General features: G+C 63.5%; 19 protein-coding genes and 5 pseudogenes. 14 read left to right on the top strand and 10 right to left on the bottom strand.

The features are described from left to right. Nucleotides 1–374: 374 nt before the first annotated feature. From IAI58_RS22870 to IAI58_RS22855, 4 genes are read right to left on the bottom strand one after another with little or no spacing between them, the layout of a single operon-like run. Entirely contained in the window at nucleotides 375–734 is a 360-nt protein-coding gene (locus tag IAI58_RS22870) for an HNH endonuclease signature motif containing protein (RefSeq protein WP_207451303.1), read from the bottom strand. Next, on the bottom strand, nucleotides 734–1,060 hold the full coding sequence (locus IAI58_RS22865) for a hypothetical protein (RefSeq protein WP_207451305.1): 327 nt from the start codon (nucleotides 1,058–1,060) through the stop codon (nucleotides 734–736). Before IAI58_RS22865 ends, IAI58_RS22870 begins: the two co-directional genes overlap by 1 nt. Next, nucleotides 1,060–1,422, bottom strand: a complete 363-nt coding sequence (locus tag IAI58_RS22860) for a hypothetical protein (RefSeq protein ID WP_207451306.1) — start codon at nucleotides 1,420–1,422, stop codon at nucleotides 1,060–1,062. Before IAI58_RS22860 ends, IAI58_RS22865 begins: the two co-directional genes overlap by 1 nt. Then, nucleotides 1,422–2,138, bottom strand: a complete 717-nt coding sequence (locus IAI58_RS22855; protein WP_207451309.1) for a recombinase family protein — start codon at nucleotides 2,136–2,138, stop codon at nucleotides 1,422–1,424. The genes IAI58_RS22860 and IAI58_RS22855 overlap by 1 nt, the downstream gene beginning before the upstream one ends. Nucleotides 2,139–2,667: 529 nt before the next feature. Here IAI58_RS22855 and IAI58_RS22850 point away from each other — a divergent pair. The 3 genes and pseudogenes from IAI58_RS22850 to IAI58_RS22840 all read left to right on the top strand — a co-directional run bounded on the left by IAI58_RS22850 (nucleotide 2,668) and on the right by IAI58_RS22840 (nucleotide 5,009). Further along, nucleotides 2,668–3,396, top strand: a pseudogene (locus IAI58_RS22850) (IS5 family transposase). 183 nt (nucleotides 3,397–3,579) lie between these two features. Next, nucleotides 3,580–4,629 (top strand): DUF2776 family protein, encoded by a 1,050-nt coding sequence (locus IAI58_RS22845; RefSeq protein ID WP_207451311.1) that lies wholly within the window; start codon nucleotides 3,580–3,582, stop codon nucleotides 4,627–4,629. 92 nt (nucleotides 4,630–4,721) lie between these two features. Further along, nucleotides 4,722–5,009, top strand: coding sequence for a transposase (locus IAI58_RS22840; RefSeq protein ID WP_207451313.1), 288 nt, complete (start codon nucleotides 4,722–4,724; stop codon nucleotides 5,007–5,009). A 1-nt stretch (nucleotide 5,010) separates the two neighbouring features. Here the strand turns inward: IAI58_RS22840 and IAI58_RS22835 are convergent. After that, nucleotides 5,011–5,352: pseudogene (locus tag IAI58_RS22835) on the bottom strand (integrase core domain-containing protein); the annotation flags it as partial. A 58-nt stretch (nucleotides 5,353–5,410) separates the two neighbouring features. Here IAI58_RS22835 and IAI58_RS22830 point away from each other — a divergent pair. Beyond that, complete coding sequence (locus IAI58_RS22830) at nucleotides 5,411–6,631, top strand: IS256 family transposase (protein WP_208776107.1); 1,221 nt, start codon at nucleotides 5,411–5,413, stop codon at nucleotides 6,629–6,631. Between the two features lie 43 nt (nucleotides 6,632–6,674). On the opposite strand, the pseudogene IAI58_RS22825 reads toward IAI58_RS22830, so the two are convergent. Then, a pseudogene (locus tag IAI58_RS22825) lies at nucleotides 6,675–7,488 on the bottom strand (IS3 family transposase); the annotation flags it as partial. Between the two features lie 868 nt (nucleotides 7,489–8,356). On the opposite strand from IAI58_RS22825, the gene IAI58_RS22820 reads away from it, so the two are divergent. The 10 genes and pseudogenes from IAI58_RS22820 (at nucleotide 8,357) to IAI58_RS22775 (ending at nucleotide 18,028) form a co-directional block, all read left to right on the top strand. Then, the gene (locus tag IAI58_RS22820; protein WP_207451168.1) at nucleotides 8,357–9,208 is read left to right on the top strand and encodes an SH3-like domain-containing protein; all 852 of its coding nucleotides are present in this window, start codon (nucleotides 8,357–8,359) and stop codon (nucleotides 9,206–9,208) included. A 36-nt stretch (nucleotides 9,209–9,244) separates the two neighbouring features. Beyond that, the gene (gene scnC, locus IAI58_RS22815) at nucleotides 9,245–10,006 is read left to right on the top strand and encodes a thiocyanate hydrolase subunit gamma (RefSeq protein WP_207451166.1); all 762 of its coding nucleotides are present in this window, start codon (nucleotides 9,245–9,247) and stop codon (nucleotides 10,004–10,006) included. Nucleotides 10,007–10,668: 662 nt separating this feature from the next. Continuing rightward, on the top strand, nucleotides 10,669–10,863 hold the full coding sequence (locus tag IAI58_RS22810) for a CbtB domain-containing protein (RefSeq protein WP_207451164.1): 195 nt from the start codon (nucleotides 10,669–10,671) through the stop codon (nucleotides 10,861–10,863). 12 nt (nucleotides 10,864–10,875) lie between these two features. Next, a complete protein-coding gene (locus tag IAI58_RS22805) occupies nucleotides 10,876–11,601 on the top strand; it encodes a CbtA family protein (RefSeq protein ID WP_207451162.1) in 726 nt (241 codons plus the stop codon). 496 nt (nucleotides 11,602–12,097) lie between these two features. Beyond that, nucleotides 12,098–12,409: a hypothetical protein gene (locus IAI58_RS22800; protein ID WP_207451161.1), complete on the top strand. Its 312-nt coding sequence runs from the start codon at nucleotides 12,098–12,100 to the stop codon at nucleotides 12,407–12,409. 329 nt (nucleotides 12,410–12,738) lie between these two features. After that, a complete protein-coding gene (locus tag IAI58_RS22795) occupies nucleotides 12,739–13,551 on the top strand; it encodes a sulfite exporter TauE/SafE family protein (RefSeq protein WP_207451159.1) in 813 nt (270 codons plus the stop codon). A 553-nt stretch (nucleotides 13,552–14,104) separates the two neighbouring features. Next, a pseudogene (locus IAI58_RS22790) lies at nucleotides 14,105–14,907 on the top strand (IS5 family transposase). Between the two features lie 270 nt (nucleotides 14,908–15,177). Next, nucleotides 15,178–16,545, top strand: coding sequence for a H(+)/Cl(-) exchange transporter ClcA (gene clcA, locus IAI58_RS22785; RefSeq protein WP_207451157.1), 1,368 nt, complete (start codon nucleotides 15,178–15,180; stop codon nucleotides 16,543–16,545). A 138-nt stretch (nucleotides 16,546–16,683) separates the two neighbouring features. Next, nucleotides 16,684–16,893: pseudogene (locus tag IAI58_RS22780) on the top strand (transposase); the annotation flags it as partial. A 58-nt stretch (nucleotides 16,894–16,951) separates the two neighbouring features. Next, nucleotides 16,952–18,028: an IS5 family transposase gene (locus tag IAI58_RS22775; RefSeq protein WP_208776376.1), complete on the top strand. Its 1,077-nt coding sequence runs from the start codon at nucleotides 16,952–16,954 to the stop codon at nucleotides 18,026–18,028. A 96-nt stretch (nucleotides 18,029–18,124) separates the two neighbouring features. Here IAI58_RS22775 and IAI58_RS23635 read toward each other — a convergent pair whose 3' ends face one another. From IAI58_RS23635 to IAI58_RS22760, 4 genes are all read right to left on the bottom strand, one after another. Continuing rightward, a complete protein-coding gene (locus IAI58_RS23635) occupies nucleotides 18,125–18,385 on the bottom strand; it encodes an OmpA family protein (protein WP_473774455.1) in 261 nt (86 codons plus the stop codon). An 820-nt stretch (nucleotides 18,386–19,205) separates the two neighbouring features. Beyond that, on the bottom strand, nucleotides 19,206–20,141 hold the full coding sequence (locus tag IAI58_RS22770) for a replication protein RepA (RefSeq protein ID WP_207451440.1): 936 nt from the start codon (nucleotides 20,139–20,141) through the stop codon (nucleotides 19,206–19,208). Nucleotides 20,142–20,426: 285 nt separating this feature from the next. After that, nucleotides 20,427–20,798 (bottom strand): hypothetical protein, encoded by a 372-nt coding sequence (locus IAI58_RS22765; RefSeq protein WP_207451442.1) that lies wholly within the window; start codon nucleotides 20,796–20,798, stop codon nucleotides 20,427–20,429. Nucleotides 20,799–20,803: 5 nt separating this feature from the next. After that, nucleotides 20,804–21,553 (bottom strand): ParA family protein, encoded by a 750-nt coding sequence (locus IAI58_RS22760; protein ID WP_207451444.1) that lies wholly within the window; start codon nucleotides 21,551–21,553, stop codon nucleotides 20,804–20,806. Nucleotides 21,554–21,697 lie beyond the last annotated feature (144 nt).

The following is a 21,697-nucleotide window of genomic DNA, read 5'->3' as shown; positions in this document are numbered from 1 at the left end:
TCCACACCAAAGCGGCAGCGCGGCATGATGTCGGCTCTGGCGGATCGGCCGGCTCCCTGCTGAACGGTGGTGGGCTTTGACGCCGCCGCGGCGATGATCCAGCTGAGCCGGGCGCGTGTCGGCCGCCGCGCCACCCTCCACCACATACCCTTCGAGGCGGTCGCCTGGCAGGCGGCGTTCGAAGGCCGGTCAGCGGCCGAGCCAGCGCGGCTTCCTTTTATAGGCGGGAAAAATTCTGTGCGTGCGCCCCATAGCGGTCCCCCCCCTTCCCGACCCCCAGGGATCCGACCCCCCCAGGGGGGGTGGGGCCGGGGGGGTGGGGATGGAGGGGCCAGAGCCGGCCACGGCCGGCCAGAGGCGGGGCTGTGGGCCGGTCAGGGGCGCCGCTGGGGTGGTGGCGGGGTGCGCTGCCGCTCGGCCCTGACGCGCGCCGTCTTGGCCGAGTGGCAGGCGCCGCAAAGGGCCTGCCCATTGGCCAGGGCGAGGGGGGCGCCGCCGTCCTGCAGCTCGACGATGTGGTCCGCATAGAGGCGGGTGCCGGTGCGGTCGCAGCCCGGCCCCTGGCAGCGCGAGCCCGCCCGGCGCAGCACCGCCGCAGCCCAGGCGCGATGCTCGGGCGTGCCGTAGTGGTCGCTGGCCTGCTTCGGCGGCGGCCGGGCGGTGCGCAGGTCGGCCGCCGGCAGCAGCTGCGTCGCCATCTTCAGCGGGGCGCGCCGGCGGGCCGGGTTGCCCATCAGCGCGCCGCGGCCGACAGCCGCGGCATCCGCACCAGCGGCAGCGGCGCCCGCACCAGGTTGCCGATCTGCAGCAGCCCGTCGATGCGGCGCCAGTCGTCGCGCAGCTGCCAGCTGTCGAGCAGGTAGATGCGGGTGCCGAGCGGCAGGCCGATGTGGAAGCTCGACCGATCCGCGACCGCCCGCACCTCCTCGCCCTCGGGCGTCAGGTAGTGGTCCAGGGCAATGCGGCGCCAGCCGAAGTCGAGGGTGGCGATCCGCTGCGCGACCGCCAGGCTGCGGCCCGCCAGCAGGGCAGGCAGCCGCGGCGTGCGCTGCTGATCCATCAGCGCACTTCCAGCGTGACATAGGCCGGGCGGCCCTTCTTGCCGGGCATGTGCTGGCCGACCATCGAGCGGGTGATCTTCTCGCCCACCGTGTCGGGGGTGCCGAGTACCTCGGTGCGGGTCAGGACCAGCTTGCCGGCGTAGGCCAGGGGCGCATCGCCCATCGCCTGCAGTAGCACCGGCTTCAGCTCCTTCAGCCGCTTCTCCAGCCGGTTCTTCTCCGGCGCGGCCTTGGCGTATTCGGCCGCCAGCTTGACCAGCGCCGGGTCGGTGATGACCGGGTGGTTGGTGCCGGCCGGGGCCGGAGTGGCCTCGGGAGGCGGGGCGGCCTTCTTGGCGCGGGGCTTGGCGGGGGTGGCCATCAGGCGGAGGTCCTCTTCAGGATGCGGGCCACCTGCACGGGGTGCCAGATGTCACCGCCGGCAGGGGTGCGGATGCCGCGCGCGGTCAGCGCCTCGGCAATCTGCGAGTGGTTGGCGCAGCCGGCCTTCTGCGCCGCCAGGATGGCGGGCAGCACATCGCGGGCGTGCTGCGCGGCCTTGGCGATGCGGATCTGGGTGGCGTGGCTGATGGCGCCGCCGTCGCCGGCACGGAGATGCGGGTTGCCGAGGCGCACGCCGCGCGCCTTGGCCGCCTGCAAGGCCGCCTTGGTGCGCGCCGAGATCATCTCGCGCTCATGCTCGGCCACGGCCGCCAGGATGTGGATGGTCAGGCGGCTGGCATGCGGGTTGTCGCAGGCGACGAACTCGATGCCGGCCTCCATCAGGTTGGAGACGAAGGCGACGTTGCGGGCCAGCCGGTCCAGCTTGGCGATCACCAGCGTGGCGCGGCGCGACCAGCAGGCAGCGATGGCCGCTGCGATCTCGGGGCGGTCATTCTTCTTGCCGCTCTCCACCTCCCGGAACACGTCCAGGATGCGGCCGCCGGCGGCGCGCACATGGCGCTCAACCGCCTCCTGCTGGGCCTCTAGTCCGAGGCCGCTGGCGCCCTGCTTGTCGGTCGAGACGCGGTAATAGGCGATGAACCCCGGAACGCCGTCGCCGCCCCCCAGCCGCTTCAGCGGGGTTTTGCGGGCCATTCTGGCTCCCGATCATGGGTCGGAGGGGGTGAACACTACGAAACGCTCGTTTGACGAAATGTGCAGGCCACCAGGAGCAGCCTGGCCGCTCATCCGCACACAGGCGTGGCCGCCGTTGTCACAACGGGTGGCTCCGGCGGCAGCGGGAGAGTCGGCGTAAAGACGAGCCCCAGCGCCTCCGGCGACAGCCCTTTCAGGGCTTCGCAGTCGGGGTGGTTGACCGCACAGATGCGGCCTTGCAGGCCCCGGCTGGCGGGGCAGGTGCAGTCGAACATCAGGCCACCGCCTCCAGCTGGTGCGCGACGATGCCGCGCTGCTCCAACGGCCAGCGCAGCCGGTCGAGCGCTTCCCGCCACAGGCGGGAATGCCCGTGATCGAGGTGCGGATCTGGCGCTATCGCGGCGCGCGCCCACACGCGCTCCGCGGCGCCTCGGTGGGGAGGGACACAGGAGGTCGTTCCAGGATCAGGACCTATTAATAGCCGCCTTGCGCTTTGATCCTGCTGCGATTCTATGACGGAGGTGGTGCCATGGCTGATCTATTCTGGCTCACAAAGACACAGATCGAGCGGATCTCGCGCTACTTCCCGCTCTTGCATGGTGTGCCGCAGGTCGATGACCAGCGGGTCGTCAGCGGCATCATCCACGTCATCCGCAATGGCTTGCGCTGGCGCGACGCGCCTGCCGAGTGCGGCCCACACAAGACCCTGTACAACCACATCTTCGCGGGGCTGGCAGGGCGCAAGGGTCAGCCTGACCGGCTGATGATCGATGCTATGCACCTCAAGGCTCACCGCACAGCAGCCAGCCTGCTCGAAAAGGGGGCTGTTTCCTGCTGTATCGGGCGCTACCTGAGGCGGCCTGAACTCCAAGCTGCACGCCGTCACGGATGGCCAAGGCCGCCCGCTCATCATGCTGCTCTCCGAAGGCCAGATGAGTGACCACAAGGGAGCAGCGCTGATGCTCGGCGCTCTGCCGTCCGCCCGCATCCTGACTGGCGACAAGGGCTATGACAGCGACCGCTGCCGTCAGGCTTTGGCCGCTCGCGATATCGAGCCCTGCATCCCCTCACGCCGTGGCCGCAAGCGGCGCATCCCACATGACTGGAAGCTCTACCGCCAGCGGCACCGTATCGAGAACATGTCGGCAAGCTCAAGGGCTGGCGCCGCATCGCCATGCGCCATGACCGCTGCGCCCACGCCTTCATGTCCGCCATCTGCCTCGCCGCCACCATCTTCTTCTGGATCAATCAGCCCTGATCCTAAACATTCTCCGCGTGCACCCATCATCATTCCTAGTTTAGTCTGCGACCGGGTTCATACAGCAAGACTAATTTCAGGAATCAAAGCTAGTACATCATTGGATGGGGAACCATCCGGCAAGCCGTGGCTTGATGGAAAGCCTTGAGCATACTGCGCTTTCTCCAAGTCTGGGAGGCTCTCGTGAATTACTGGATCAGCATCCTCTTTCGGATCATCCCCCTTGCCATGGGTGCCGTGTGCTTAAGCTTAGGGCTTTACGTTCGGACAGGGGGCGCGGATCCAAATTATTTTGTCGCCGGACACGTGCTGATCTCACTGGCTGCCATCTGCATCGCCCTCTTCACAACCGCTGCCATGATCATTCGGCAACTCACCCACACTTTCAGCCGGACCTGGATGATCATCCTGCCGGTCATTGGTTACTCGGTCGCCCTCGCAACCATGCTCTGGGGGGTGCTAGTCCTTCAACAGGGAAGCGTGCCCAGCTTCGTTGCCGGCCATGTGGTGTTCGGTGTCGGACTGATCGCGATCAGTGTCAGCACCGTCGCGACCGCCTCAAGCGCCTTCACGCTGATCCCCCAAAATGCTCATGGCCGCCACGAAGACGGCCCACCCCGGGATGCTTACAGCACCGTAGCCGGCGTTGGGCTGATCTGCATTCCCCTGGCGGCGACCGCAATCGGCTTCGTCTGGGCGACGATGTTGCTGATGCGAGAGGCAGACGCACCCGATTTTGTCGCCGGTCATGTCCTGATGGGGATTTCGGCGATCTGTGCGAGTCTCATTTCGCTGGTTTCGACAGTGGTGCGACAAGTTCGCAATCAGTTCGGCGAAGCCGAGCGGTGGGTCTGGACGCTTTGGGTCCTTTTGATGGGAACGGCGACCTTCGGGTGGGGCCTTTTCGTACTGTTCGGATCAGATCGCCCTGAGCGGATTGCTCCCGGCTGCGTTCTGCTCGGGCTCGGCATGGTCTGCTACAGCATCACTTCGAAGGTATGGCTGCTGGCGTTGGTCTGGCGGCGCGAATGCTCCCTGGCCAATCGGGTTCCGCTGATACCGATCCTGACCTGTCTCGCCTGCCTGTTCTTCTCCACCTTCCTTGCGGAAGCCACGGTTGCCGATCCCGGTTTTTTTGTTCCAGCGCGGGTTCTCGCGGGATTAGGCGCCGTCTGCTTTACGCTGTTTTCGATCGTATCGATCCTCGAGGCCGGAACGTCGGGCAAGGGATAATACTTAGCTCGACTTTGGCCATCTGAGGGATGACGTAGGCGGCGAGGCGGGTGACTGGCTAGGCTGGCGTGTCCCCGCCAAGAGACGCCGCCATGCTTCACCTGCCATCCCGCTTCGCCGCGGTGATCCTGAGCTTTGTTCCGCTGTTTTTCCAGCGCAGCTGGCAGCACGCGGAGGTGCTGCTGATCGGGGCTATCCTGGCGCCCGGCAAACGTACGGTGACCAGCCTGTTGCAGATCAGCGGCCTCGCGCAGGAGCGGCGCTTCGTGAACTATCATCGGGTGCTCAATCGGGCGGTCTGGAGCCCCCGGGCAGCATCGCGTCTTCTGCTGGCGCACCTGATCGCGACTGACCTGAGCCCTGAAGTTCCTCCGGTCTGAGCTAGAGTCCTTGGTAATTGTTTGCCGCCGCGGGAGCGGCGTTGGCAAGGGCTTCTATCATCCGGGGCGTGATGGCTCGGCTGCCGATCTCGGCGGGTGTGGCGCCCTGGTGGGCCGAATGCGGCCGGAGGTGGTTGTAGTCGGTCTGCCACCTGGCCAGCACAGCCCGGGCGTGAGCGAGCGAGGTAAACAGGGTCTCGTTCAGGCATTCGTCGCGCAAGCGGCCGTTGAAGCTTTCAACGAAGGCGTTCTGCTGCGGCTTTCCAGGCGCGATATAGTGCCACTCCACCTGCCGGTTCTGGCTCCACTTCAGGATGGCGTTGCTGGTGAGCTCGGTGCCGTTGGGGAGTGTCAGAAATTTCGTGTGCGGCGGGGCATAGTGGGGACAAAGGAGACCTCCCATGGCCCGACGGAAAGAGCCGCGGATTCCGGATGCGATCCTGGACCAGTTGTTGGCCGGTGCCGATGCCCGATCAGCCTTCGAGCAGGGCGGCCTGCTGGATGAGCTGAAAAAGGCGTTCGCCGAGCGGGCGTTGAACGCCGAGATGGACCACCACCTTGCCGGAGAGGGTGGCGAGGGCAACAGCCGCAACGGCTATGGTCAGAAGTCGGTGGTGACCGACAGCGGCAAGCTGGCGCTGGAGATCCCGCGGGACCGGCAGGCGAGCTTCGATCCACAACTGATCGCCAAGTATCAGCGGCGCTTCCCCGGCTTCGATGACAAAGTCATCTCCATGTACGCCCGTGGCATGAGCGCGCGGGAGATCGTGGGTCACCTGCGCGAACTCTACGGCATCGACGTCTCGCCGGACCTGATCAGCGCTGTGACGGATGCCGTGCTTGATGAGATTGCCGCCTGGCAGAACCGGCCGCTGGAGCCCGTCTATCCAGTGGTGTTCTTTGATGCGCTGCGGGTGAAGATCCGGGACGAAGGGCTGGTACGCAACAAGGCCGTGCACATCGCGCTCGGCGTCCGGGCCGACGGCGGCAAGGAGATCCTGGGCCTGTGGCTGGAGCAGAATGAGGGCGCGAAGTTCTGGCTCCGGGTGATGAACGAGCTGCGCGGCCGGGGTGTCGAGGACCTGCTGCTGGCCGTGGTGGACGGGCTGAAGGGCTTTCCCGAAGCGATCGTGGCGGTGTTCCCGGAAGCGGTGGTGCAGACCTGCATTGTCCACCTCTTGCGGCAGAGCCTGGACTTCGTCGCCTACAAGGACCGCAAGGCGGTGGCCGCGGCGCTGAAGGCCATCTACCAGGCAGTGGACGCCACAGCCGCCGAGGCGGCCCTGGCCGCTTTCGAAGCGGGCTTCTGGGGCCAGAAGTACCCCGCCATTGGCCAGAGCTGGCGCCGTGCCTGGACCGAGGTGGTGCCGTTCTACGCGTTCAGCATCGAGATCCGGCGGTTTCTCTACACCACGAATGCCATCGAGGCGCTGAACTCAAAGCTGCGCCGGGCGGTCCGAGGCCGAGGGCACTTCCCCACGGATGAGGCTGCCCTGAAGCTTCTGTATCTGGTCTTGCACCGGGCGGAGAAGGAGTGGACCATGCCGCCGCGGGAATGGTCCATGGCCAAGGCTCAGTTCGCCGTCCTGTTCGGCGAACGCTTCACCCGCGCCATGGCCTGAGCGTGTTTAACCGCTCCGCCGCACACGAAATTTCTGACACTCCCGTGCCGTTGTCGCTGACGCACACCAGGGGACGGCCTCGGCGCGCCATCACCCTATCCAGTTCGCGGGCCACCCGGACGCCCGACAGCGAAGTGTCGGCCACCAGCGTCAGGCACTCACGGCTGAAGTCGTCGACCACCGCCAGGATGCGGAACCGTCGCCCATCGGCCAGCGCATCAGACACGAAGTCCAGCGACCAGCGCTGGTTCGGTGCCTGCGGCAACACCATCGGCGCCCGCGTGCCCACAGCCCGCTTCCGGCCACCCCGACGCCGCACCTGCAGCTTCTCCTCGGCATAGAGCCGCCGTAGCTTCTTGTGGTTCAACCGCGTGCCTTCGCGCGCCAGCAGAAGGCCTAGCCGCCGATAGCCAAACCGGCGGCGCTCAGCCGCCAGTTCCCGCAGCCTTGCCCGAACCGGCGCATCGTCAGGACGCCGGGCTCCGTAGCGGATCGACGTCCGGTCGGCGCCGAGCAGCAAACACGCCCGCCGCTGGCTGATCCCGTGCACCTCCTGGGCATGGGCCACCGCCGCCCGCCTGGCCGCGGGCGTCAGTACTTTTTTGTGGCGAGGTCCTTCAGCACGGCGTTGTCCAGCATCGCCTCGGCCAGCAGCCGCTTCAGTCTGCCGTTCTCGTCCTCAAGCGTCTTCAGCCGCTTGGCTTCCGACACACCAAGACCGCCGTACTTGGCCTCCAGGCATAGAAGGTCGCTTCCGAGATCCCGTGCTTGCGACAGAGATCCGCCGTCTTCAGACCGGCCTCCTGCTCCCGCAGCACCCCGATGATCTGCTCTTCCGTGAACCGTCCGCGCTTCATGTCCGTCTCCAAACGGGTGACGGACTCTACCTCGCCTTGGCGGAAATCTTGGGGCTCAGGTCAGTCCCCACCGGGACGGGGTCCCGATGACGCCGTGGTCAGGACTGTTGCCGACCTACAGTCGAGCACGCCTACCAGATGGGCGCGTCGGACTCTCCAGCTGACCACAGACCGAAGCATAAACCCGGGGGTGACCCCTGGCGAAGGAATGCGTGGAGCAGCAGCAGTGATCCGGAGCCTGAGCCATCAGGAAGCCGCGGCACAGCTTGTGCGCGCGGCCCCTCTCACGCGCCATTATTGGCTTGACGAAGGAGGCCTCGTTACCGAAGTCCTGAGCCTAAACTTATCGCTTACACCCATGAGGCTGCGGGGGCATACTGGTTACCTGGCGACCAGGGCTCAACCGCAATGGAGCCGCAGTATCGCGCAGATGCGATTTCAGGCCTTTCACACCTGGCCTTACATCATTCATCCAACGTCCAATGCGGCGGGCAACTTTCGCAGCATAACCCTGATCGGGCACGTGTGGCGATCACATGAGATATCGTTAACAACGATAAAGCCTTGCGCATTCACATCTCGGACGCATGTACGACATGCATGTTAGCTTAATGCACGATACCGCGACCGAACTTCACCTAAACTATCCCAAGTAAATTGACTCGTACAAAGAAAATTGACTCGCACAAAGTAGAAAATATATCGTTTTGTTAAAGCGTCGTTACGAGACAAAAATCGACTGCGGCGCAAGCGAGGCTGCGCCATGCGAGATCAGGCTGACGACGCCACATCTTGCAACCGCTAAGCCGATTGTCGCGACCGATGCAGAGCCGCCTGTCTCAACTCGAGAAACAACGGAGAAAGCGCGATGCCATCACCGAGCGAAACCCGCCACATTTACGAAACCGGCACCCAGCTGAGGCCGACAATCCATCAGGAGCAGGACTGGCCGTACGAGGTCCCGCATATCCGGTACGAGGCCCTTATATGGCCCCCGCACGATGTCGGGGGGCAGGCCGCCGCGCCTCAGATATTCGAAGAAAAAGAGGACGAGGAGTGGGAGAACAACGTCTACATCACCTGCGAGGTCCTCGGCTTCAGGGGCTTGTGGAACGCCGAAGAACGGCGCCGGATCTATGCCAACGATATCGGTTTAACGCTCTATTACAACTTTCCCTACAACGCGCGCTGGATCTGGGGCGCTGCGAAAATGCTTGTCGACAAAAAATACGTTTCGCTGATCGAGCTGCAGGAGAAAATCGGAGAGATCAGGAAAAGGTTGGGCGTGAACGCTCAACGCGAAGGGCACGCTACGTCAAACATTAGCGCCGGCGCTCAGACCAACGTTACCACCAACACCGGGACCGGTAAAACCGGAACCGGGAACGGCCCTAACTATGGGCCCAAGGCTCCATGGGAGGGCACTGGTAAAATCCAGCCTGCCCGCTTCAAGGTTGGCGACCGCGTTCGAGTGAAAGATCTGCCGGCGATCTTCTATACCCGTACCCAGATGTACGCCCGGAACATGACCGGGACGATCGCTGCCCTGACATACCCGGACCTCATTCCCGCCGACGAGGCCTGGGAGCGCTACGACGCCCCGCAGGAGCAGTACTACATCGTCCGGTTTCAGCAGAAGGATCTTTGGGCGGAGTACCCGTTCGAGAACGATACCCTTCAGAGCGAATACCCGGATATGTGGCTCGAACCCGCGAACTGACTGAAGCACGGACCTATCCACAGAAAAGGGCAGAACATGTCAGAAGACCATAAGCACGACGGCCACGACCATTCGGAGCACGGCGGCCACGACCATCCGGCGGCACCGATGGTCGATGAGATTTCCGACTTCGAAGTTCTCGAACTCGCCGTCCGCGAGCTGGCGATCGATAAAGGCTTTTTTACCGCCGAAGATCACCGCGTGTTCTCCGAATGGAACGACGCGAGGTCGCCGGCCGCAGGCTCGCGCATGGTCGCAAAGGCCTGGACTGACCCGGCATACAAGTCCCGGGTATTTGCCGATCCCCTCGCTGCCAGCAAGGAGGTCGGCGTCGACTGGGCCGAACCTACTGGCTTCGGGACCACAAGCGACTACATGCACCTGACCGTACTCGAAGATACGCCGACGGTGCATCATGTGATCGTGTGCACTCTCTGCTCATGTTATCCGCGGCCGTTGCTCGGCCACTCGCCTTATTGGTACCGTGCGCCCAACTACCGTCGCAGGATAGTCCGCTGGCCGCGTCAGGTGCTGGCGGAGTTCGGATTGATTCTCCCGCCCGAGGTCGAGCTGCGGGTTGAGGACTCCAACGCAAAAAGCCGCTTTATGGTCCTTCCCGTGAGGCCTGCGGGCACCGAGGGCTGGACGGAGGAGCAACTCGCTGAAATCGTCACTCGCGACTGCATGATCGGCATTGCCCTGCCGCGGCCCGGCAGGACATCAGACGGTCCTCGGCCGATCTACAAGGCCAAACGGCCAGTCCAAAGCGGGGGCAGACCCCAGGGGGCCGCACAATGAGCGCGGAGAGCGGCAGCATTCAAGGGCAGACCGAAGGGCAGTACGTCGACCTTAGTCGCATAGCGTTACTCGAATCCATACGAAACGAGGATCAAACCTGGGCCAAGCTTGCGCCGCGTTGGTGTGTTACCGAGCCAGTACCGCCATGGAAGGTATGCCTCGACGCAACCTGCGACTGTCTATCAGCGGGTGGGGCTCTTGATAACTTGGAGCGGCGGCACGCCGAGGATGAGCTTGAGACAGTGTACAGCGCGATTCCGAATCCGGAACGACAGCTTCTGACACTCGCTCATATCATGCTCAGCCGCGGGCTCGTGACCGAAGAGGAACTCGCCCGTCGAATGCGTACCGTCCGAGTGCGGCTTGAAGCTGTTTAGGAACAGCGCCAATGGAGGTAGACCAGATTATGGCGATCCATTGTTCTCACGCTATACGCGTCGCATGCGCAGGGCCTCTCCTACTGAGGCACCCTGCGCGGCAATTGCCCACCTCGCGATGGGCGATCAGCTTCCGCAGACTTACGCGCAGGACCTGCTTTCCGGCGTCGGGTTTCCTGCAAGGCAAGAGGAAATGCGCTGATCCATGAGCCACGAGACCTGCCGGCATGTAAAACCGTCACAAAGTCCTCGGATTGAGGGCGATGGATAAATAAAGGATAAATCATGCACACTCATCAGACTCATCTGCCAGTCCAGTCGGCGGCCCTGTCGTCGCCCACATCTTCATGGTTCATCCAGGTGGTTTGCGCCGCCTTTCTTGGCCTTTTCGTCATTGGTGGCGCCGGCCTCTCGCATATCGAAGCGATCCACAACGCGGCGCATGATGTGCGCCACTCGCTCGGCTTCCCCTGCCACTGAGGATTTTGCACGATGGCAATCCTCCGTAACATCGTCTTCATCGCCGCGCTCGCAGGATTCGTGGCGGGCCTCGCGATGACCGCCATGCAATATGCCGGCACCGTTCCCTTGATCCTGAGGGCGGAAACGTTCGAGGCCGCGGGGCCGGCTCATGATCACGCTTCTCAGGACAATGCCATCGCGTCGGATGCAGCAGACTCGTCCCACTCTCACGATCACGAGGAAGCGGGTTGGGCCCCCAGGGATGGCCTCGAGCGCTCCGTCTTTACGGCTCTCGCCAACATTGTGACGGCTATCGGATTCGCGCTGCTTCTCGTGGCCGCATCGGAACTGACGGGGGGCATGACCGGCTGGCGTCAGGGCGTTTTCTGGGGCCTGGCAGGCTTCACTGTTTTCACGCTTGCACCGGGCCTTGGCCTACCGCCCGAGCTCCCGGCTATGCCTGCTGCGGATTTGGTCCAACGCCAGATCTGGTGGAGCGCAACGGCTTTGGCCACCGGCATCGGCCTTGCTCTACTAGTCTTCAAACGGTCATTGCCGCTTGCCATTCTGGCGGTCTCACTCCTCATCGCCCCGCACCTTGTGGGCGCTCCTCAGCCCGAAAGCTTCGAGTCTCCGGTTCCCCACTCATTGGCACAAGCTTTCGTCGTGATGGCCTCCGTGACCAGCTTCGTTTTCTGGGTCGTTCTCGGCGGCGTTGCTGGCTTTGCACGCTCGCGCGTGCGAGCGACTGAATAAGGCAGGCATGTTTGCGCCGGCATTTGCCTACCGGGCTTTGTACAGCGTCCGTCTAAGCGCTGTGCTGTTTCGGACCAGGCGCCGCTAGTGGACGTGGTGTGGGACGGATGGAGGTATTTCGCAGCGCACTGCGAGACGATGGGCTGAATCATGAGAGTTTCCCTCCTGGAAAGGACGAGGCATGGCGGCCGATGACCTGACATGGCGGCATGACATTGAAGCTCTGGTGTTCAGGCCAAACGGGCATGAGGGCTCCTGTTTCATCCACCGCCTAGCCTTCCGTTCCATAAGCGGGGACGTGAGTCAGGAAGGATGCGAGGTCTATTTTCGGGTCCATAGGGAGGCCTTTGAGCGAGCGTCCCGGGCAAAGATCCGAACCGCCAACCTAGCGATGGAACAGAACTTCCATCTTACAAGCCGGGATGTCCGGCGCGCGATCACCGAGGCAGGAGATCCCGCCTCCCTTTCTGAACCTTCAGACAACAGGTGAAAAGCCATGACAAAGTTCGAAAACCGGTTGGCGTGCGTCATCAAATCGGATGGCACGATCGCCCGTGGCTATATGATCGACAAATGCGAAATGAAGGGAGAAAATGAATATCTGATCACTTGGAAAATCCCGCTCCAGGGCGACGCCAAGACGAATTTTGCCGGCACGATCGGCAGCGCTATGGAAGAGGATGTCCAGCCTGGCTTTATTACAGTGGGGCTGACTCGAGACCCGAGCCAGATGCAGGTGCACACATATGACGTGAGCGGCAAGCCTGCGCGCCGTTCGTTCCACATTGCATGCTTCAGAGACCAGTAAGTCGATGGCGCATGCGCGTTCCGTGCTTTGACCGGGTCCGTCATGCAACTGCATCTCAGCAGAGCTTGGCGCAGACCGGGTGAGCAACGGGCGATCGGCGGAGATCGGTCAGGGTTTCGTAATCGGGCAGCCGTTGCCGTGAGATTGGCGGCATAAGCTGTACGCGTGAATTGGCGAGCGACGCTCATTATAGTTGTCGCCCCACCTGGAAATCACCGGTAGCTCAGGGTGGTTGCGGGCCGGTTACCTCTTGGGCTCGAACGCCGCTCAAGGCAGCCGATCACCACGCACCACCGCGCCCTCGGTCAAGAGGAGAGGCACACCACGCCATGGATGACCTCCTGCTACGCATCATCATTTTCGCAGTGGTTGGTCTGGTATCCGGCTTCGTCGCGGGCCTGTTCGGTATCGGTGGAGGCACCATCCGCATGCCGATCTTCATCTATCTGTTCCCCTGGCTCGGCCTCGCCCATCCGGTGATAATGCATGTAGCAACCGCGACCTCAATGGCACTCGTCATACCGAGCGCAATCGCTTCGAGCCGCAAGCACTACAAGCTCGGCGATCTCGATTTGGGGTTATTCAAGACCTGGTCCATCGGCCTTCTTATCGGCGTTGCCATCGGATCGATCCTGCTGCCATTCGGCTCGACCGAAATTTTGCAAGCTCTGTTCTCGACATATATCATTCTAGTAGGTTTCTACATTGCGTTCAGTCGTGGGCGCTTTTCCTTCGGTCAGGAGCCGCCGAAGGGTGCAAAGATGGTTGGTATCTCCTCGGTTGTCGGCTTCATCGCTGCGATGACCGGCACCAGCGGCGGCACACTAACAACACCGATCCTCTCGGCCTTCAACATGCATCTGGAACGTGCGATGGCGATTTCGGCCGCGACCGGTCTGATCACTGGCACGGTGGGCGCAATCGGATCTATCATCGGCGGCTGGAACGCCAAGGATCTGCCGTCTTACTCGCTCGGCTATGTCGACATTGTCATTTTCCTCGTGATGATGCCGATAGTCATGATTGCCGCGCCGATCGGCGTGAGAGTCAGCCACAAGATGAACGAGCAGACATTGCAGCTCATCTACGCGATTCTGCTCATTGTCGTGGGCATTGATCTTTTGCGGCGTCTCTACGTCTGATCAGTACGGCGGCGTCGGCCGAAACTGATCTCGGTCAGATCGATCCAATAGACATTGGGCGCTGGCGGAGTGGAAGAGGAAGGTCGTGTCCGTCGAGGCCGCCACGTAACCACAGCGTGTGGCATCAGGGTGGCCATGTCGGAAGTGGGCGATGTCCGATGACGAGCCCAAGAAGCAGCATCGGGTTGTCGGCGGGGCACCGTCAACTTGCTGACCTTGGCGCGACGGAGCTGACAGATCGGCAGCGGGATCAAGGGCGATCAGGCTGGCTCGGCGATCCTGCTGACTTCCGACCAGACCCTGAGGCACCGTCAGGTTGGCCGGCCGTCAGCTTGCCCGAGCGTTCCACCTCCGGGTAGTCGGGTGGGATGACCGCACCTGCCTGCCCCAGCTTCGCCGGATATCGATTCCCGGCCGAGATCATCGTACTCGTCCGGTGACGGCCGCCTTGTGAGGGTTGATGGTCGCTGACCTTAGTGACGCTCGTAAGGGCGACGCTAACAGCGCCTTTCAAAACCTGGACGGACGGCAGGGTCGCACCGATCTGAGGATCATGGCGAAGCCCCTGATCCTAGATGAACTCTGGTCGGTGATCGAGCCGCTGTTGCCGCCCGAACGGCCCAAGCCGAAGGATGGACGGCCGGTTATACCGCCCCGTGCTGCCTTGATCGGCATCCTCTTTGTGCTGCGCTCCGGCATCCCGTGGGAGAGGCTGCCACGGGAGATGGGCTGTGGATCCGGCGTCACCTGCTGGCGGCGGCTGCGGGACTGGCAGCAAACTGGTGTGTGGGACCGGTTGCACCGGGAGTTGCTGCGGCGCCTGCGCCAGGCCGGCCGCATCGATTGGACCCGTGCCTGCGTCGACAGCGCGTCCATTGCGGCGAAAAGGGGGGCGCCGGAACCGGGGCGAACCCGACGGACCGCGGCAAGGCAGGCACCAAGCGGCACTTCGTCACTGACCGGCGCGGCATCCCGCTCGCCTTCCTGCTGACCGGCGCCAACACCCACGACAGCAAGCCTTTCGAGGACCTGCTTGATGCCGTGCCTCCTGTTGCAGGAAAACCCGGGCGCCCCCGACGCAGGCCGGACAAGTTGCACGCCGATAAGGCCTATGACCACCGCCGCTGCCGTCGCGCCTGCCTTCGGCGCGGGATCAAACACCGGATCGCACGCCGCGGCATCGAGAGCAGCCAGAGGCTGGGCAAGCACAGATAGGTCATCGAGCGCACATTCGCATGGATCAACCGCTTCCGCCGCCTGGCCATCCGCTACGAGCGCAGGCTCGACATCCACCATGCCCTCACCGCGCTCGCCTTCTCCCTCATCTGCCTCAACGCACTTCAGGAGAGGTTTTGAAAGGCGCTGTAAGGCGCGTTGGACGGCCGGCTGAACGCGGCGGTGAGGTAGAAGCCGCCGCTGAAGCCGGCGGCGGTCGCGGGTCCGGTGCCGCCTGCCTGGCCTCAGGTGCCGATAGCATCAGGGCATCCAGGCGACCTTATAATCATGGCAGGCCGGCGACGGGGTCCACTACACTCGCCGAGGAGCGCATCTGCTGAGGGCTTTGGTGCGCCTGTTTGCGAGTCCCGCTGGTCGGGCATCTGGGCTGCATCAAGAAGGAGAGGGCCTATGGACCTCGCTGGCCAGCCTGATACCCCCTTGCGGCAGGCGCGCTTCGTCGCCGTCGCCCTTGTTGCCGGTGGCCTGACCGGCGTGTTCGGCGGATTGTTCCACCTCTTGATCGATAACATCATCGATTGGCCGCAGTGGCTTGCGCGCCATATCGAAGGCTGGAGGCTGATCGGCGCGTGCGCCCTGGTCACCATGGTGGCCACCGTGTTCGCCGTGTTCATCACCCGCCGCTTCGCCCCCGAAGCCGGTGGCAGCGGTGTTCCCGAAATCGAGGGGGCGATCGAGGGTATCAGGCATGTCCGCTGGCAACGCGTCCTGCCGGTGAAGTTTGTCGCCGGCGTCCTGGCGATCGGATCCGGGCTGGTGCTGGGCCGTGAGGGGCCCACCATCCACATGGGCGGCTCGGCGGCGCTTGTCGCCACCAGCATCTTCGGCGTGAAGGGCGTGGATCGGCAGGCGCTGCTGGCGGCGGGCGCCGGGGCGGGCCTCGCCTGCGCCTTCAATGCGCCGATGGCCGCGGTGCTGTTCGTCATCGAGGAAACCCGGAAGCAGTTTCCCTACACGTTCCGGACCTACATGGGGGTCTTCGCCGCCGCGGTCACCGGAACGGCGGTGACCGAGCTGATCTCCGGCGTGCGCCCGGACCTGCCGCTGGCTGCTGGGATGGCGGCGCTCTCCTCCCTGCCTCTGTTCGGACTGCTGGGGGCCCTGCTGGGCGTCGTGGGCGTTCTGTTCAATGCCAGCATCATGAAGATGCTGGATGTCGCAGCCGCGTGGCAGAAGCGGGCGCCCTACGTCTGGCCTGCTGTTGTTGGCCTGGTTGTGGGTGCCCTGCTTGTTGTCGCGCCACGCACCGTCACCGGCGGCGAGCGGGTCATCACAGAGATAGCCCTTGCCACCCCGGGCATAGCCGTGCTGCTGATGCTGGCGGCGGTCCGTTTCATCACGGCGGTCAGCAGCTATTCCACCGGCACGCCCGGTGGCATTTTCGCGCCCATCCTCTCCCTGGCCGCCTGCCTGGGGCTGGCCTTTGGCCAGATCGTGCAGGTGGCGCTGCCGGAGGCATTCTCCGGCATGAGCCTGACACCCGTCTCCTTCGGGATCGTGGCCATGGCCGCGCTGTTCACCGCATCCGTGCGCGCGCCGGCGGTGGGCGTGGTGCTGGTGATGGAACTCACCGCTTCCTATGATCTCACCCTGCCGACACTGGCCGCTTGTCTGACCGCGAGCCTGGTCGCCCAGTGGCTGGGAGGGCGCCCCATCTATGCACAGATGCTGGAGCGTACCCTGGCTCTGGCCGGCGTCGCGCAGCAGACGACACGGAGCCCAAGCACCGGATTGGCGGCCGATCCGGATCGGCCGTGACCTTGCCCGCAAGCCGGGACAGGCGAGGGTGCGCGAAAGAAAGCTGGGCGGCCTGGCCGGAGTGACCGGCAGCCCGCCATGACTAACAGCGCCTTTCAAAACCTGGACGGACGGCAGGGTCGCACCGATCTGAGGATCATGGCGAAGCCCCTGATCCTAGATGAACTCTGGTCGGTGATCGAGCCGCTGTTGCCGCCCGAACGGCCCAAGCCGAAGGATGGACGGCCGGTTATACCGCCCCGTGCTGCCTTGATCGGCATCCTCTTTGTGCTGCGCTCCGGCATCCCGTGGGAGAGGCTGCCACGGGAGATGGGCTGTGGATCCGGCGTCACCTGGACACCTCTAAAAACCTCGCGCTTGCTGCGCCGAACTGATTCACTGGCTCTGGTCAGTGGAGGCGTTGGCGATGGTGGGTCAGCCTGGCTTCTTCGATGTCGATGAGCGGTATGCGGTCCTCTCCGCGGCGGGCGATCCTTTAGAGCGCCTCTCGGCCGTGGTCGACTTCGAGATCTTTCGGCCCGTGTTGAAGGCGGCGCTGGCGCGGTCGGACCGCAGCCGTGGCGGCCGTCCACCCTATGACGGGGTGCTGATGTTCCGCATCCTGGTGCTCCAGGCGCTCTACAGCCTGTCCGACGAGCAGGCGGAATTCCAATTGCGCGACCGGCTATCGTTCATGCGCTTCGTGGGCCTTGCCCTGCACCAGGCGGTGCCGGATGCCAAGACGATCTGGCTCTATCGCGAACAGCTCAAGCAGGCCGGTGCCATGGAGGGGCTGTTCCGCCGCTTTGATGAGGTGCTGGCGGCCAAGGGCTTTCTCGCCATGGGCGGACAGATCATCGATGCCACCCTGATTGCCGCGCCACGCCAGAAGCTCACCACCGAGGAGAAAGCTATCATCCGGGAGGGCGGCACGCCCGCAGACTGGTCCAAGCCCAAGCGGGCGCAGAAGGATCAAGATGCCCGCTGGACACTCAAGCGCGGCAGGACCAAGCCCAAATCAGAGGGCACGCAGCGCCAGGCCATCCAGATCGCGGTACCCGTCTTTGGCTATAAAAGCCACATCGGCATCGACCGGCGATATGGGCTGATCCGCCGTTGGACGGTCACCGATGCCGCCCAGCATGACAGCCGCAGCTTTCCAGCTCTGCTCGATCCCGAGAACACCGCCAGCCGCGTCTGGGCGGATACCGCCTACCGCACCAAGCGTAACCTGGAGGTGCTGGAACGCCGCGGTCTGAGCGAGCGCATCCAGTTGCGCAGGGCGCCGCGGCGTGGGCTCTCCGAGCAGCAGGCGAAAGCCAATGCCTCACGCGCCCGCATCCGCTCCGGCATCGAGCATGTCTTTGCCGCGCAGAAACACCGCATGGCGCTGTTCGTGCGCACCGTCGGCATCGCCCGAGCCAAGGTGAAGATTGGCATGGCCAATCTCGTCTACAACTTCAGCCGCCTGGCTTGGCTCAGCACCCGAACTGCGCCCGCATAACCCCACCGCGCCCACGAAGAGCGGCACCCGCCGCCCAAAGCCGGTGACCCAGCCGTGTCAGCAGAGGCGCGTTATGACCTGAGGCGACAACTCTGTTCACGAAACCTGCGCAGCGACGGGTACTTCGAGGTGTCCGATTGAGGCTGCTGGAAAGCCTGCCGAGATGAGTTCCTGCTCTACAACCTTCGCACGTTGCAGGCTTAGCCAGTCTCCATCGGTTTCGCTACGCGCCGCGTGCCCCCAGACGCATACGGGAGATCCCGCCCTCACATCTCTCCCGACCCAACCGTCAGCTGCTTCCTGCACTGCCCTACGGACACTGTCGGTCACGGCATAGGAATTCTGCTCGAAAAACATCGTGGAAGTCTGGGCGGGCGGAATTGCCTGAGCAAATGGGGCCGGGAGCGCCAAGGCTAGGAGCACCAGAAGCGAAGCGGGTTGAAAGCGGCGCATGTCTTTCCTCTTCCGGGATAGATTAGCAGCCCCTTGAGCAAAGACCTAAGGTCCGCTGCGGGTCGGAGACGGGCAGGCGCCGCCGGGCCAGGTCTGGGAAGGCCGCCAAACTGTGGCACTGGGCGGCATCTCTGCTCCTCGCACGATAATAGATCGTTATCGTGCTGAACTTTGGGAGGGGGCTTTTTGCTACAATTGGACCATGGCGAAGGGAGGCCTCAGCCTCGCTGCCAGCGTTTCTCCACCTCGGCCCGGTAAGGCGAGTATACCCAGATACCTGCCTAGCCTTTCATGAAGGAGCCGCCGAAGCCAAATGTGACGCCCGCCCACAGACCGAGCAGAAATGCTCAAAGCAGGGATCAAACCTGGTGACGCTCACCCTCTGCGGATCTGGCTTCCATAGGACGTATCGGAGACTGGGCTGTAAAGTTTGAGCTTGAAGGCTTGGTCGGACATGAGGTCACCATAACCGGCCGCTGGCTCTCGGGAACCTGTCGATCCCATCTGGTACAAGAATGACCACACCCTGGAGATCCACTGTATGTTGGGCATCATGTCCGGGAGCGGTAGGCGTCCTGGCCCGGCTGCAGCTGTCTGGTGATGCCCGGCTTTATGAGCTTATGGGAAATCTGGTCCATTACAGATGCGGCAGCTGTGAACGCAAGGCGGACGTCATCTGGTTCAGGTATCGGTAACCCGCGCGGGGACTTTGGTGAGCGCCGTTCTACCTCGAAGAAGTCAGGCGCGGTTTCACCGGCGGTTTGGAAGGCTTCAGGATGACACCCTCTTCGGTGACCTCGATATCCGCATCGGGGTAGACGGCCGTCGCCATGCTGAGGATGGCCGGGAACTTTGACTTGAAGTGATAGAGCTTCGCGAACCCTTGGCCGTGCTGGGCCTTCAAGGCGCTCCAGGTGACCAGCCGCGGCCGTTCCAGGGAATGCAGGCGGTATGCTAGCCAGACGTAGCAATCCAAGGCCGCAGAATTGTTGGACAGGGCTTTTATCGCGCCCTCTTCTAGCGGGATTGGGTGGCGCTGGAGTTGCTCGAAAAATGGTCCGGAGAGGCGAGCCGTTTCTAGAGAGAGGCGGCCCTGGCGATCGCCGTCCGGCGTGTCGAGGAATAAAGCGCGGTCGACGATCTGCTGGTTGACCAGCCCTGCCCGCCCCTGTCCAACTAGGTGAAACGTCAGGCGGCACCGGCTGAGCAGTTCCGCTTGCTCGCGCACCCCACGGCCTGACTTGCCACCCCACGGCACGCCGATCCTGGACATCCACTCGCGCCAGGACCGACCGAGTTCGACCTCAGGGCTTCCCGTCTTCAGTGCCTCGGTTTGCAAGTACAAGAGGATCAGTCGAGCGTAGCTCCCAAATGGAACGCCAACATGCTCTAGGGGGCCAGATCCATCAGTACCTGATGGGCGGCGGCCTGGCTCGACAACCAACCGCATCCGGTCGGATGCCACTTCCCAGACTTCACCAGCGGGCACACGGCGATGAGGAAGCGCACATTGCGCCCAGCCGCTGAAGGCAAATGCGAGGGCGTTGTCCTCTTCGGACAGGTAGCGCGCCGCAGTTTCGATCACATCGCGAGATTCAGCACCCGCTTCGATCGCGGCCTGCTTTCCATGCTCCGTCAGCAGCTGGTGAACCCGCGCCATCACACGCCTCTCAATGCCTGTAACCTGCCTCGAAATGGTGGTTCCGCCAACTGGGGACTTTAGTGAGGCACTACTAGGAAGAATATTAGATTCTATTATTAGTTTGCTCACTAAAGTCCCCAGGATAACCCGGAAAGGTCCAAGCTTTTCTGTCTGGGATTATCACTATAGTCCCCACGCCGCTCACTAAAGCCCCCACCTTGGTGTGGATACCCGCAACCTGGGACAGGGATTCCGATGAGACGACTCGGGCATCACCAGAGTCCCCAGCCGTCCTACCCCGGCTCAGAAGCCCTTCTTGGTCAGGAATTCCAAGATCGCTTCCGCGACCACATCCTGCTGCCTTGCCCGCTCGTAGTGGCAATAGTCCGCGAGCCGGTCAGCCAGGGGTGCGGGGATCCGAGCGCCTACTTGGGTGCGGGGGATGTCCGCCTCCTTCGGCTTCCGGTGCCGAACGGCCGGAGTGATGACCTCGACCGGCTCCGCCTGGAAGAGCACCGGCGGCACTTCACGCGGCGGAACTCGCGCAGGGGTTGGCGGAGGAACTGGTGCCGGAGCCGGCTGGACAACAGGGGCCTCAGCAGCCGGGGCTTCCTGCAGGTTGGCAGGCTCGCGAGGGATCGAGAAGGACGACAAGCGCGTCGGTTGTTTCGTCATTTACCTCATTTTCCCTTTCGTCCACTAACCACTCGAAGGACTGGCTGCTTTGTTATCTTGTTAGCTGGCTCACTAGTTAGCAGGCCGGCCCGCTTGGTGACATATCCCCAGAGGGCAGAAACCTCTGCTGCAGGAGCGCCGCGTGGGTCGGACTCCTGAACCGTCAGGCCATCCAGCGCCGAGGCGGCATAGGCATCGGATCGGTGCAGCGTAGAAGGCGCCACCGTTCCATGCTGAGACAACGCCACGGCGGCATCACCCGTTAGGCGGGCGCGCTTCGTGGCGCTGTTGATGATGAAGACCATCGGTCGGTCGAGGCCCGCAACTAGGTCGGCCGTCTCCCCCACGGCATCGAGGTCATCCGGCGACGGACGCACCGGCACCAGCACCAAGTCGGCCGCCCGGACCGCGAGCCGGACGATCTCATCCGCGGCGGGCGGGGTGTCGATCAGGAGGAGACCGTAACCCTGGGCGCGGAGAGCAGGGATGGCACCATCGAGCTGCTGAGCGGCCGCCAGCGCCGCGGCGGCGCGGTCCTCGTGAGTAGAGGAGGGCATCCCCTCGGGCGCGAGCTGCACCAGTTCGAGGCCATCCTCGGGACGGCGCTGCCACCAGCGGGAAAGCCCGTGCATGGGATCCAGGTCTACGATAGCCACCCGGCCGATGCCGCTGCGAAGCGCGGCGACCGCAAGGTGACGGGTCACCACGGTTTTTCCTGAGCCACCCTTTCGGCTGGCTGTCACCAAGACCTTCATGCTGCTATCCCCATCCCCTGGATAGGGAACGGGATTACCCACACACCCCCCATCAGTCAAACGATCCGTGCAGCTCGTTATCTTGTTAGCCAGTTACCGTGTTAACATCATGGCGGAAGGCGCCTGGAACAGGCGGGCAATCCT

It is taken from the genome of Roseomonas marmotae (assembly GCF_017654485.1).
GTDB classification, from domain to species: Bacteria; Pseudomonadota; Alphaproteobacteria; order Acetobacterales; family Acetobacteraceae; genus Pseudoroseomonas; species Pseudoroseomonas marmotae.
This window is presented reverse-complemented; position numbering and strand designations above follow the sequence as displayed.

Bases quoted from the DNA above. Each gene is read 5' to 3' on its own strand.
- IAI58_RS22770 (WP_207451440.1), bottom strand. From the start codon at position 20,141: ATGGCGCGGGTTCACCAGCTGCTGACGGAGCATGGAAAGCAGGCCGCG.
- IAI58_RS22765 (WP_207451442.1), bottom strand. From the start codon at position 20,798: ATGACGAAACAACCGACGCGCTTGTCGTCCTTCTCGATCCCTCGCGAG.
- IAI58_RS22855 (WP_207451309.1), bottom strand. From the start codon at position 2,138: ATGGCCCGCAAAACCCCGCTGAAGCGGCTGGGGGGCGGCGACGGCGTT.
- IAI58_RS22840 (WP_207451313.1), top strand. From the start codon at position 4,722: ATGCTTCACCTGCCATCCCGCTTCGCCGCGGTGATCCTGAGCTTTGTT.
- IAI58_RS22865 (WP_207451305.1), bottom strand. From the start codon at position 1,060: ATGGATCAGCAGCGCACGCCGCGGCTGCCTGCCCTGCTGGCGGGCCGC.
- IAI58_RS22795 (WP_207451159.1), top strand. From the start codon at position 12,739: ATGGATGACCTCCTGCTACGCATCATCATTTTCGCAGTGGTTGGTCTG.
- clcA (WP_207451157.1), top strand. From the start codon at position 15,178: ATGGACCTCGCTGGCCAGCCTGATACCCCCTTGCGGCAGGCGCGCTTC.
- IAI58_RS22860 (WP_207451306.1), bottom strand. From the start codon at position 1,422: ATGGCCACCCCCGCCAAGCCCCGCGCCAAGAAGGCCGCCCCGCCTCCC.
- IAI58_RS22830 (WP_208776107.1), top strand. From the start codon at position 5,411: ATGGCCCGACGGAAAGAGCCGCGGATTCCGGATGCGATCCTGGACCAG.
- IAI58_RS22820 (WP_207451168.1), top strand. From the start codon at position 8,357: ATGCCATCACCGAGCGAAACCCGCCACATTTACGAAACCGGCACCCAG.
- IAI58_RS22800 (WP_207451161.1), top strand. From the start codon at position 12,098: ATGACAAAGTTCGAAAACCGGTTGGCGTGCGTCATCAAATCGGATGGC.
- IAI58_RS22810 (WP_207451164.1), top strand. From the start codon at position 10,669: ATGCACACTCATCAGACTCATCTGCCAGTCCAGTCGGCGGCCCTGTCG.
- IAI58_RS23635 (WP_473774455.1), bottom strand. From the start codon at position 18,385: ATGTTTTTCGAGCAGAATTCCTATGCCGTGACCGACAGTGTCCGTAGG.
- scnC (WP_207451166.1), top strand. From the start codon at position 9,245: ATGTCAGAAGACCATAAGCACGACGGCCACGACCATTCGGAGCACGGC.
- IAI58_RS22805 (WP_207451162.1), top strand. From the start codon at position 10,876: ATGGCAATCCTCCGTAACATCGTCTTCATCGCCGCGCTCGCAGGATTC.
- IAI58_RS22760 (WP_207451444.1), bottom strand. From the start codon at position 21,553: ATGAAGGTCTTGGTGACAGCCAGCCGAAAGGGTGGCTCAGGAAAAACC.
- IAI58_RS22870 (WP_207451303.1), bottom strand. From the start codon at position 734: ATGGGCAACCCGGCCCGCCGGCGCGCCCCGCTGAAGATGGCGACGCAG.
- IAI58_RS22775 (WP_208776376.1), top strand. From the start codon at position 16,952: ATGGTGGGTCAGCCTGGCTTCTTCGATGTCGATGAGCGGTATGCGGTC.